An 11357-nucleotide genomic window follows, 5' to 3' on the forward strand; every position below is an offset into this window, starting at 1 on the left:
CGAATCACGACACGACCAGTTTAGTTTTCCTATCCTGACAATGAAACAACCCTGCGCTTAAAAAAGTACTTCATGAATAACGTTATTCATAAAACGAGTGACTCGGCTAGTAGGTCCCTCCCACAGATCACTACAGACTATAAGCCTAAACGGGGCACACGCAGAAAGGTTGCTCTAAAGGTGTCAAGAATACGGGGCACCCTTTGAGCACAGGATTATGAATAACGTTATTCATAGACGCCTATAGAGTTCTGGCTGCATTGCTTGAAACCGGGCTAAGGTCTGTCGAGCGTAGTCTTCTTGCACCCCGGTAATCGTATTCCAAAGCTTGCGCCGAACGATAGCGACGAAAATCCTAACAGCATCACCGCCGGCTTTACTCGCGGCTTCTCGAGCTCGCACGGCTGCACTAATCCAATTGAGGACATTGGCTTCAGAGTGGTCGATCCACCTGGCTTTGACGGCTTGCCAATACAGGGCTTCACACCGATAGAACTCTCGAAGATCTAGGGTTCGGACATTGCAAAGGGTAGGCTTTGATTCAGCCTGTTGATAAACACCAGACGGTTTAAGGAGCTTTTGGTCTTTAAGATTCTTATTAGAAGTTTTTAAGTCTTCTATTGGGGGTGCAAATTCACAGGTCTTTTTGCACGGCAGGGGTGCGAATTCACGATCGCTATGAATAACGTTATTCATAGATTTAAGCCCTTCTGGAGCTATGGGCTTCCAGGTGGTATTGATGCGAAAGTAGGCACCTGTCGAATTGAGCTTGCGCTGAGTTGAACCTACATCTTTGGAAAGCCATCCCATTTGAATCAGGCGAGCGCGAACGGATTTAGCCGCCCGAAGGCTAATGTCGGCAACCTGAGCGACCCAAGAAGATTTGACTGAACCACAGGTATTGATGGCCCCCTGACGAATGGAGAGTCCTCTTAACAGGTAGACAAGGATGCCGCGAAGTAGCGATGGGCAGGGACACTGAGCCAAAAACTCCAACATGCGGCGGGGGACCGGAATGAGCCGCCGCATCGATTGACCAAGCCGTTCTAAGAGTCGTTGAGTGAACGTGAGCGGAACAGAAGCGATCGTAATGGCATCTTCAGAAAAAGAGAGGAGCCCGTTTGTCTCAAGTTGCTTTAAGTCAGCACGAATCAGTCTTTCAGATTGAGTACCAATTCGCTGCCGGATCTCATCAATCCGAAAATAAACAGGGCTTGGTTTTTCGTTCTTACTACGTTTGAAACGAGCCACGGCCTCACGAACTGAGCGCATCGAACAACAGGAAAAGAACACTCGAGCTGCTCGATAAGAGATTTTTTGCTCAATCAGTGCGCTTAAGACGTTAGTTAGCGTTGCCTGTGACAGAAGGTGATATCCACCTTCAATAGATGAGATTGGGGATTGGGACTGGGTGAGATGCATCTTGATTACTCCAAAGACTGGAGATCGAGAATCAACACGCACAAAACCTGTTAGAGCAAAAACTCTTGACGAACGAAGTAGACAGCTTTAATCTGACTAAAACCGATAGTGAAGGTTTGATTCCGAACCTTAAAACAGTACAGAAGCAGCAGTAGTTTGCGACATTTGCCTCTTCTGTGGCGGAATTGACTCCCAAGCTTCAGGAATTCTTTTTTGGCTCTTTCATCGCCGTTCAGAATCAGTGAATGGTGTTTCAAGTGCGAGAGCCTCTTTTTTCCCTCACAAGTTACTTTCAACCCCGCAGTGCTTTCTTTGCTTCATCACTGTTTGTGGGGAGTCTCAGGCCTGCGTGTGATCTCAAGAAGGCTTTCAGCATCAATGGATGAGAGGGCCGTATCATCATTCGATAACAGCGCTAAATAATTCGCAATATAAGAGTGTGAGCCTTAGCGATCGCCTCAGTGACCTTCACAATGTCGCTACGCCACTACGTTCCTACGCCACTACGTTCCTACGTAGGAACATCCAGCAATTTGATTGCGCTGACTAGAGCTTTGCAGAGCTTGATTTTTTCTGCTTTTGACATCTTTTTTGTCTTGTCTAAAAGGGATTAATTTGAGAGATTTTCTGTAACGACATTCCTACGTTCCTACGTAGGAACGTAGGAACATCATGACTTGATGCAGCCCTTTATTTTTCTATCTTTTTTGGAAACAGTGTATGAATCGCTGCCCTCGAACGCTGGCAATCGGCATCGGCAACCAAAAAGGGGGAGTGGGGAAGACCACGATGGCCGTGCAACTTGCCTATGCGCTAGCAGAGCGAGGCAGAACAGTGCTGATCATTGACCTGGATGTGAATGCAGGCTCAACGAAGCATTTGGGTATTGACCCACGCGCTTATCTGGGTACCTTTGAAGTTCTTATGGGAGATGAAGACCCACTAGCGGTGATTGTCACTCACGAGGATGAGGGCAATACGTTGCCGGAAAATCTTCATCTTCTCACGGGCTCCCGCAAGCTTGAAGAGCTTGAAGAGCGCCTTCGGATGAAGAAGTCAAAGTTCGATGACACGCCGCTTCACGATGTACTGAAGCCTGTGATCAAAAAACTTCGTGGGCACTACGACTATATTTTCCTGGATACGCCACCTTCGGCACCGCTTCCGATTGTGGCAGCTTATAAAGCCGCTGACGGTTTCTTATTAGTCGCCATTCCTGAAGGGCTGGCAATTCAGGGATTACAAGAAGCCTTACATGATATCGAAGAAGTCAGACGCTATGGCAATCCCCATTTAAAGCTCGTTGGATTAGCGATCGGGGCCGTAGATGTTAGAACTCGGCTGAGCAAAGAACTCATCCATTATGTCAGTAAAGAATTCAAAGACTATCTGCTAAAACCGACGATTCAGCGTTCCACAATTGTCCCCACCGCGCAGACGCAGCAGAAGTCTATTTTTGAAACGCATCCGGATCACATGATTACCCAGTATTTCCGAGAAATGGCGCAAGATTTTGAAGCAAAGATAGAGAGATTCTTCCCTGCGCCGCAGTTCATATCCGCTCCAACTCAGGAGGTCGGCAATGGCTAAGCGAGTCTCTGTGCTGGATTCTAACTACAATCCCGTTGGATCAAGGTTACGACGAGTATTGCTCCCAACTGTTGATCAAAACATAGAGACACTACTCGATACCGCCATAGGTTCAGAATTTGCTCTTACAGGAGGCGATTCTGCAACCTCCTCCGATTAATTCGAGGAGGTTCACAAAACGAGACCGATGCAATCACAGGCCCTCAGCCTGAGATTTCGATGGGAGAACGACGAGAGACGATGTGCAGCGAGATCCGGGTTCGGTGTACAAACTCAGAGCGAAAGAAATGGCAAGATTTCGCCTACCGTTTAAGTGGAGAACCCAATACGTTCAGCTACATTCTCCGAGCCTTATTGATTTTGCTAGAACATGCAGAAGGGGATTTTGGCAAGATGAGTCCGCTGGTTCGCGCTTTGGAAAAACCGCCTAAGAACGCTCCGCTTCAAGTGGCTCTGTTCGAACAAAAATTAGCCCAAATTCTCTGGGAATCAATGCGACGCTCTGGGCGGCTGGAGCGCAAGTAGATCTTTGTAGTTCCGACAAAAAAGAGTAGAAAAAGAAGCCTCTGCTCTGATACAACACAATGAATGGCACCCAAGAAATTAAAAGACATCCTCAGGCAAAATCACCTTACCATTGAAGCACTGAGTGATTACCTCAATGTTGACCAAAGCAACATCTTAGATTGGTTACAAGAAAAGCGATTCGTTCCAAAGTTAATCGCAGATCAAATCATTCATCTACATCAGATGCTATCAATCGCTTGCAATCAATATGTCAAGCATGCAATTAACGCTTCTTCTCACACAATTGCACTACTAACGTATGCGACTGAAGAGGATTTCTTTCATCATGCTGATGATGCAGCCTTACTCAAGACCGTTACAGTTCACAGGGGACTGATAAATCGCACGGTCACTTTATTGAATGCATCAGGGTTTGACGCCTATTTAGTCGTATTTCATCGCAAGCATTATCTGGACTGGCTTCAGTCGGAGCAGAAAGTAGATTGTGCTGCTGCCCGTGCCTTGTGGGCTACTTTGCAGCTACGCCCATGAGCATCGGCTGGGTGCGAGTGACTGCTTTGTGGCTGTGTCAGGGGTCTTCCAAACATCAATGCAATTGAGGACAGCATTGTTCACGCATTTGGTTTGATTTTGCCCCTATAAAGCAATAAAGTGGCAGCGAAATTCAATATGGGTAGTTGTTTTGATTTCAGTGCTTCGTGTGGGTGAAGAGACCATGCAAGGACTTAGCTCATGGTTTGAGTGCGGGTTCTTGGCGTGGATGTCCTCCACTTGAATTACTCCTATGTCACAACAGACTTTACGGGAATCAGACCTGGCTCAGTTTACTGGCAGCGGGGTTCTCTATCGACACGGTTTGTTTCGCTATCACTACACCGAAGGCGTTCAATACGTTGCTCAGTGTGGGTGTGCCTATTGGTTGATTGACGCTATTTTTAGTTGGCAGAGGGAACAGTGCATTCGTGAAGATGTCATGCTGCAAGAGATTCAATTTTGGACCCTTCAGGTGCATGACGATCGCAGTGCCACGTTGACGTGTGAGCGAGATTCTAATGATGTCGCGATCACTCAATCCATTCCCTGGACTGATTTCCCACTAAGTTCGATTCGATTGTACTTCCAGGAAGGCGTTTTACTACTTCCATCTGAGTACTAACCGGGTTGGTCGTGCAAGGAGCAATTCATCATAGGATTGTTTTAATGGTTTTTAATACCTTTCCTTGCATGATCTGTTCACCTAAAAATGATTGATGCGATTGCATCAAAGTTAGCAATCATCATCACTTCTTTGCACCGCTGGTGATACAAGTTTTTTTAGAATCCTCGCTCCACGCTGTTGCTACATGGGAATGTTCCTAAATAGGAAGCTGCCATGTTGGCTCAATCGGTAACAGGGCTCTCCTAGCACAACTACTGGAGCAAGCGAACATAGCGTTTCTTATTTGTGCAGTGTCGTTCGTCACCAATCAACGCGATACGAGAGCGTACGAGAATCTTTTGTAGAGAGTGGGTGGGTATGAAAGCAATAATGCATCACCGTAACTTTGAAAAAGACTTTACAACCGTGCAAGGGCGATTGCTGAAGGTGACTCTCCTCCAAGGTGCAATCGCCACAGTCTGTACGGCGATAGCGATTGCACTCATTGGACCATCCAGGATCGTTCATTCAAGCGTATCGTTTCTCCTGGGACTGCCCTTACTCTTTGTCTATTGCCGCACCTTAAAGGTTGTCTCAGACATTGTCGTCATCCACCAAGCGCGAAGGCAGGAAGAAGCCTTAAGGAGTGGCAAGAAAGTACTTGGCGCTCCTCCACAGCGCGACTGCTTTGCTAAAGCCTTACTCGAGACGCGAGAAGCCGGGAAGAAAATTTTAGATCGCTACCTCATTGGCTTTGAGCTAGAAACTGGAGCGCCACTATGGGTCTCAGATGATGGGCTGTGTACCCATGCCGCTGTGTTCGCCAAAACGGGCGTAGGGAAAACGCTGTGGCTTGAATCATTGCTGATGCAACAAATGCTTCGAGGCCGAGCGAGTGGGTCAACCTTTATTGATGCTAAACGTGATTCTGGCACCTTAGCACACATCATTTACATGGCTCATCTCACGGGGCGCATTGAGGATCTGATCATCATTGATCCGCTCAATCCGCTTCACTCCTATAATTTTGTCGCCACATCTCAACGAGCCGATGTGAAAGCCCGAAAACTGCTGCGAGCAGGGCTACCACCCATTGCGGATGCGAGTAGTGCCAAGCACTATGATCGCCTGGCTGCTGATGCCGTGTTTCGCATCGTGCGAGCGCTCGATAGCATAGGGCTCTCGTGGTCAATTGAAGATGTCGCTGCTGCCTTAGGGTCATTTGCGATCGCCTATCCTCACCTCAAGGCAATGCTGCAATCGGTCAATGCCACCGATGCGCTCTTAGATCTGGCTCACTTTGCCAGTACCTACCGCACGCCTAAGGGTGGTTTGGATATTCAAAAGCTCACCGACAATGTACGAGGCATTGCCTCTGAACTCCATTCGATTGCCGCTGGAGATGCGGGAGACCTTTTTTGCGCGGCGCATTCTGATTTATGCCTGACAACGGCGATCAAGCAGGGAAAGCTAATCTATTTCATGATGCCTCGATTAGAAGAGAGTGAGGGGGCAGCGCGCATGCTAAAAGTGTTTAGAGAAGATTTAGAAGTTTCGATCGGAGAAATCACGTCAAATGATGAGGAGCGCCTTGAGGATCCGCATCTTGTCATGGTTGATGAAGGAGCTTCGACCTTTTCACCGACGTGGGCCAATTTATTTGAACTGGCTCGCAAAGGACGATTTGCTCTGTTATTTGGAGCCCAATCTACAGCTGGTTTAAGCGATCGAGTGATGGGATTAAGTGCTGAGTTCTATGACCGAGTGATTGCTAATGTCAACTTACAAGTTGTCATGCGAATTGGCGATAATAAAACGGCAAATGAGTTATCAGAATGGTTAGGAAAGACAACAGTTGATAAGAAAACGGTAAGCCACTCCAAGTCAAAAGGAAGTGCTAGCTCTGCTACAACTCCTTTGTTTGATGCGACTGCCAAACGTCAGTCAGGCCGTTCTTATACGGAAAGCACCTTTCAGGAAGAAGAAGATTTTGTACCGCCTGATGAATTAAAATACGGCCTCCAATCTGAAAAAGGATTGGCCTGGGTGGACCTTGGGGGTAAGCTCACCAAAATGCGGGCGTTGTGGGTCGATTTTAGTCTGCCTAAACGCTGGACGGGCAGAGATACAGTGCCATTAATCGAGCCTTATGAGCGTAACAAACTGGATTTAGCAAAGTGGGTTGAAAAAGAGCTTATAAAGAGCGAATTACAACTCAACGAAGAGCCACCCCAAAAGCCAGGGGAGATTTCTGCTGCGCCTTCGCCAGTACCCGATCTGCCGCCATCGCCGAACGAACCGTTTCGGCTGTCGTTTAATGCTCCAATCAGCTTTAACCCCCAGCACGGCAATATCTTAGCGCTGAATCAAAGTCCGCAAACGCCACCACAGAAACCGCATCATCAAAGATTTCTAAAGAAAAGGAAACGACGGAAGTAATTCTTTCTTTTCCTCGAATGGTGAGGAAGGCTTAGTTTTAGCAACGGATACTGTGGCGAATAGACTCTACAGCCTTGCAAATATTAGGCTGGGGATGGAGCTAAAAGAGCGAAGCGAGATTAACGAGTTCTGGCAAGTGGAATGTCATTGAGCCAAGCAATAGCTCGAAAAACATTCAGAGCGATCGCACTCAGCATCTGAAGACGAGCTTTGGCAAGACCAATATAGCGGCACTGCCTTAGACTACACATGCGCAACGCTTGCGATAATATTTCTTCAACGATCGCTTGAATCGCATCAGCATTCCAAAACCCTTGAGTTTGCTGACGATCTCGTGCCGCGTAGTATATTCGCCAACGGTATTAACCCGTTAGCCTATTCATTCGCTAAACGGTCCAAATACAGTTTTGATTTTTTAACAAAATGAGCAACGTATTCATCATAGGTGTCATTGGAGGAGTTTGTTTTAGGCTCGGACCAATTCTCATTGCGGCAGGACATACAGTAAGCGGTCTTCATCATAAACCCGAGCAAGCGGACGACCTGAGGGATGCCGGAATTAAGCCCTATCTTGGAGATATCATGGAAATGACAACCGATGAGCTTATCAAGGCTGTGTGTGGCATTGATGTCACTGCGTTCTCCGTAGGGACGGCTGGCAGTGGATTAAATCGCACAGCGTCATAATGGACAAGGGGTGATCAAAACGGTAGAAGTTGCTAAGGCAAATGGCATATCGCGGATATATCTTGTTTCAGTAGAATGAAAAAGCCCGATTTTAGGAGAGATAGAGTTACTCTATTCCTCTTTTTCCTCTTGTCAGTCTCCTGATTATCGATCAACTCTCTCATCCCCAATCAAAGACTGGTCGGTAACTCTACCGTGAACACTGTCCGCTCCGCATCACTGCCGACCTGAATGCAACCACCCAGTGACTCCACCTGCTGTTTAACCAGGGTTAACCCCAGCCCTGTTCCTCCCTGCTTCCAGCGATCTCTCCCAGGAATGCGATAAAATTTATCAAACAGATGGGGCAACGCATCAGGGGGAATGGCTTGCCCCGTATTGCTCACTGACAGTTGCAACCGCTCACTCATCTGCGTGACCTCGACAGTAATCACCCCACCAGGTGGGGCATATTTACAAGCATTGGTCAGCAGCTCCCGCACGATGCTAGTGAGCTTCTCTTCATCCGAGACCAAGGACGGTAAGGACCCTGGCATCTGCAGGTGAAGGGTTAAACTCCGATCAACTGCCCGCTCCTGATAGGATGAAACGATCGCCGGAAGCCATTGCGAGAGATTCATTTCTCCCCAAATTGGAGTCACCTCTCCCAGCTCTAAGTGTTGCAGCTCCAGCAGGTTATTGACCAGGCTCAACTCCCGGCTACATTCCGCCTTCAAAATGCTTAAATAACGAGGAACCCGATTGATCAGGGTTGTAACGTTCCCCGTCCTACCCTCCATGCTGAGCTCCTCTACCGGGTTGGATAGATTGGACAGGTACTGACCCAGAGCCAATTCCAGTAACTCGCTGGTCAACTTGATGCTTGCGAGTGGAGTCCGTAGCTCATGGGACACCATACTTAGGAAGTCATCCTTTGCCAGATTGAGCGCCTGCAGCTTCATCTCCAGTTGCTTGCGTTCACTGATGTCAACGACCGAACCAACGAACCCCACGAGCCTGCCCTGAGCATTGTACTCAGGCACGGCTTGAGCAAAGACCCACTTGAGGGAGCCATCCTCATAGAGATATCGATGTTCAACTTGGTACGTCGGGTGATGACCAAGTTTGGTTTGCGCTACAAAATCTAACCATGCGGCATACATCCAGTCGCGATCGTCGGGGTGTAAATATTTCCCCCATCCGTCCCCTAAGTTTTGCTCTAGAGAAAGCCCGGTAATTTCTAGGGTTTTGGCATTGGCATAGGTACATATTCCTTGGAGATCATTCCGGAAAATCCCGACTGGACTAATGTCGGACAAGACTCGAAATTGTTCTCTACTCTCCCGCAACTCTAGTTCTGCTTGTTTACGATCGCTGATATCTTTGTAAATCACTACAACCCTTTGATTGTTTGCAGCGTCCGGTTTAAAGACGTGGAACTCGTACCAGGTGTTAAGGGGAGCAGCAGGTAACTCCATGCGAACGGCTTCCCCGGTGCGAGCCACGCGACCCCAAATTTCAAGCCATTCGGGTTCAAAGTTGGGGCTGAGATCGCTGATTCGCCGTCCCTTGAGTTCTTGTCCAGTCATTCTTGTAGCGGCAGCGTTTGCCTCCACATAGAAGATATCGATCGGGCAGCCATTCTCGTCAAAAATCACATCGCAGAGAATTAATCCTTCGTCAATTGAATTGAACAAGGTGCAATATTTGTCCTCCGACTCACGCAGAGCTGCTTTGGTGCATCGCTCTACTACCTGCAGTTCCAGTTCCTCACGCAAAGCTTTCAATTGCTGTTGGTCTTGCTCAATGATTTGATGGGCAATCTCCAATTCCTGATTTTTTTGCTGCAACGCTACCTGAGTCGATCGCAATTGCTCTACTGTGGTTTGGAGTTCCTTCTTGGCTGCATCCAGTTCTGCTAGTTGGGGCGCGGTTAACGCATCGACCATTTGGGGAACCAGCGATGACGAATAGAGAGAATTTAAATGATAGCCAAGCCTGCGTCTGGTTTTGATGAAATCTTTAGGGGCACCAACAGTGGTTAGTTTTTGCCGTAATTCCTTGATATAAACTCGAACTGCCTTTTCTCCTGGAGCTTCCAATGAAGTCCAGACTTGATCCAGAATTGCTGGGGGACTCAATGCTTGCTGGGGGCTTCGCAAGAATAATTCTAGAATGGCATACTCCTTGGGTGTTACAGGAAGTAACTGGCTATCGTAGGTCACTTTACGACGACTCGGATCAAGGGATAATCGTCCCCACGTTAAGACAGATGGGTTGGTTGAGCGACTTCCTTGCAACAATGCCTGCACCCGTGCAATCAATTCCTCGGTATCAAAGGGTTTAACGACACAATCATGAGATCTAGCATTGGGAGCGTTGACGCAGCCTCTCTTTGGGAGAATTGCCTTTTGGTGCCCTTTTTCTTGCCTCGTCAACAGCAAAATAGAGCTCTGAGATTTCTTAGCTCGTAAGACCTGGTATAAACGAATCTTATCCAGCTTAGGCAGAATCTCATCTAACAAGATGAGGTCATAGTCAAAGGTTTCTGCCAACTGCAATCCGGCTTCGCCGTCCAGCGCAATATCTACAGCGTAGTTATAGTCAGTGCTTAGGAGTTGTAAGGCTTGGGCGACAGCGGGGTCATCTGCTATGGTTAGAATCTTCATAGATATGGTGGGCCAAACTGCGCCCAACTTAAAGCAACTGGGGATTGTTACGGGGAGCAGTGGAGTCAGGTTACGAGTCAAAATTTGACGATTATCTTTGTGGGGTCTTAACTCTTTCAGCATGCTGAGATTCGATGAAGATGCCCATTTTTGCGATGTCATCTTACCCGCTACAAAGCTCTACCCTATATCCAGGGTTGTTTTATTGTCGGAAACAGAAATCTGGACGCTTGATTCTCTCGTTCGGCGTTCTTGAATGTTTTGAATCTCACAAACGAGAGATTAGGGCTTCTAGATATCTTCTAACGACAATAAAACAGCCCTGCTACCCTATATCTGGTTTAAATTATCATACAGATGGAGAAAGAGAGGTCACGTCTAATTCGCAGCCTAGCTTTATAGCTTGACGTTAGTCGCGTCAATCACTTTTTTGCCACCCCTTAAGGCTTCTTCCTTTTTTCGGGCGTGGTGGATGACGACAATGTCTGAGACAACTCTTAAGGTGCGGGAATAGAAAAAGGCTAAGGGGAGTCCAAGGAGAAACGATGCGCCTGAATAAGTGATCCCGGATGGTTCAATGAGTGCAATCACTATCACTGTGCAGGCACTGGCGATCGCACTGTGCAAGAGAGTTACCTTCAGCAATCGCCCTTGCACGGCTGTAAAGTCTTTTTCAAGGGTACGGCGATGCATTGTCATTGTCGCTCTGAAAGATTGGCAGAAAACTTCAATGGGGCAGGAAAAGCGGTATCAAACGTTGTATGAAACGTCAATGTTTATTGTGTGAGAGAAGTTGTTTCATCCATGTTCTCTTCTCCCTACAAAAGATTCTCGTAGGGAGAAGAGAAAGGGCAGGGTTAATTCATTGTGAGAGTAGAGAAAGTAGGATAGGAAGCACCCCTATT

The 11357-nt window shown here is 47.5% G+C and carries 9 protein-coding genes; 5 read left to right on the forward strand and 4 right to left on the reverse strand.

Annotated features, from left to right (window positions below):
- Positions 1-231 precede the first annotated feature (231 nt).
- Positions 232-1251, reverse strand: coding sequence for a hypothetical protein (locus tag AC5I6P_RS20910; protein ID WP_495695694.1), 1020 nt, complete (start codon positions 1249-1251; stop codon positions 232-234).
- 891 nt (positions 1252-2142) lie between these two features.
- Here AC5I6P_RS20910 and AC5I6P_RS20915 point away from each other — a divergent pair.
- The 5 genes from AC5I6P_RS20915 to AC5I6P_RS20935 all read left to right on the forward strand — a co-directional run bounded on the left by AC5I6P_RS20915 (position 2143) and on the right by AC5I6P_RS20935 (position 7117).
- Positions 2143-3012, forward strand: coding sequence for a ParA family protein (locus AC5I6P_RS20915; RefSeq protein ID WP_495695695.1), 870 nt, complete (start codon positions 2143-2145; stop codon positions 3010-3012).
- Positions 3013-3231: 219 nt separating this feature from the next.
- On the forward strand, positions 3232-3537 hold the full coding sequence (locus tag AC5I6P_RS20920) for a hypothetical protein (RefSeq protein ID WP_495695696.1): 306 nt from the start codon (positions 3232-3234) through the stop codon (positions 3535-3537).
- Between the two features lie 63 nt (positions 3538-3600).
- Positions 3601-4071 carry a hypothetical protein gene (locus tag AC5I6P_RS20925; protein WP_495695697.1) on the forward strand — a complete coding sequence of 157 codons (471 nt, stop codon included), beginning with the start codon at positions 3601-3603 and terminating at the stop codon, positions 4069-4071.
- A 253-nt stretch (positions 4072-4324) separates the two neighbouring features.
- The gene (locus tag AC5I6P_RS20930) at positions 4325-4696 is read left to right on the forward strand and encodes a DUF6876 family protein (protein WP_495695698.1); all 372 of its coding nucleotides are present in this window, start codon (positions 4325-4327) and stop codon (positions 4694-4696) included.
- Positions 4697-5056: 360 nt separating this feature from the next.
- Positions 5057-7117 (forward strand): type IV secretory system conjugative DNA transfer family protein, encoded by a 2061-nt coding sequence (locus tag AC5I6P_RS20935; protein WP_495695699.1) that lies wholly within the window; start codon positions 5057-5059, stop codon positions 7115-7117.
- A gap of 119 nt (positions 7118-7236) precedes the next feature.
- Here the strand turns inward: AC5I6P_RS20935 and AC5I6P_RS20940 are convergent, their stop codons facing one another.
- The 3 genes from AC5I6P_RS20940 to AC5I6P_RS20950 all read right to left on the reverse strand — a co-directional run bounded on the left by AC5I6P_RS20940 (position 7237) and on the right by AC5I6P_RS20950 (position 11145).
- Positions 7237-7467, reverse strand: a complete 231-nt coding sequence (locus AC5I6P_RS20940) for a transposase (RefSeq protein WP_495695702.1) — start codon at positions 7465-7467, stop codon at positions 7237-7239.
- 507 nt (positions 7468-7974) lie between these two features.
- On the reverse strand, positions 7975-10452 hold the full coding sequence (locus tag AC5I6P_RS20945; RefSeq protein WP_495695700.1) for a hybrid sensor histidine kinase/response regulator: 2478 nt from the start codon (positions 10450-10452) through the stop codon (positions 7975-7977).
- Between the two features lie 396 nt (positions 10453-10848).
- A complete protein-coding gene (locus tag AC5I6P_RS20950; protein ID WP_495695701.1) occupies positions 10849-11145 on the reverse strand; it encodes a hypothetical protein in 297 nt (98 codons plus the stop codon).
- Between the last annotated feature and the right edge of the window lie 212 nt (positions 11146-11357).

The organism is Myxacorys sp. (assembly GCF_059501405.1).

Coding starts and splice junctions, on each gene's coding strand:
- AC5I6P_RS20915 (WP_495695695.1), top strand. CDS start 2,143: ATGAATCGCTGCCCTCGAACGCTGGCAATCGGCATCGGCAACCAAAAA.
- AC5I6P_RS20920 (WP_495695696.1), top strand. CDS start 3,232: ATGGGAGAACGACGAGAGACGATGTGCAGCGAGATCCGGGTTCGGTGT.
- AC5I6P_RS20925 (WP_495695697.1), top strand. CDS start 3,601: ATGGCACCCAAGAAATTAAAAGACATCCTCAGGCAAAATCACCTTACC.
- AC5I6P_RS20930 (WP_495695698.1), top strand. CDS start 4,325: ATGTCACAACAGACTTTACGGGAATCAGACCTGGCTCAGTTTACTGGC.
- AC5I6P_RS20935 (WP_495695699.1), top strand. CDS start 5,057: ATGAAAGCAATAATGCATCACCGTAACTTTGAAAAAGACTTTACAACC.
- AC5I6P_RS20945 (WP_495695700.1), bottom strand. CDS start 10,452: ATGAAGATTCTAACCATAGCAGATGACCCCGCTGTCGCCCAAGCCTTA.
- AC5I6P_RS20950 (WP_495695701.1), bottom strand. CDS start 11,145: ATGCATCGCCGTACCCTTGAAAAAGACTTTACAGCCGTGCAAGGGCGA.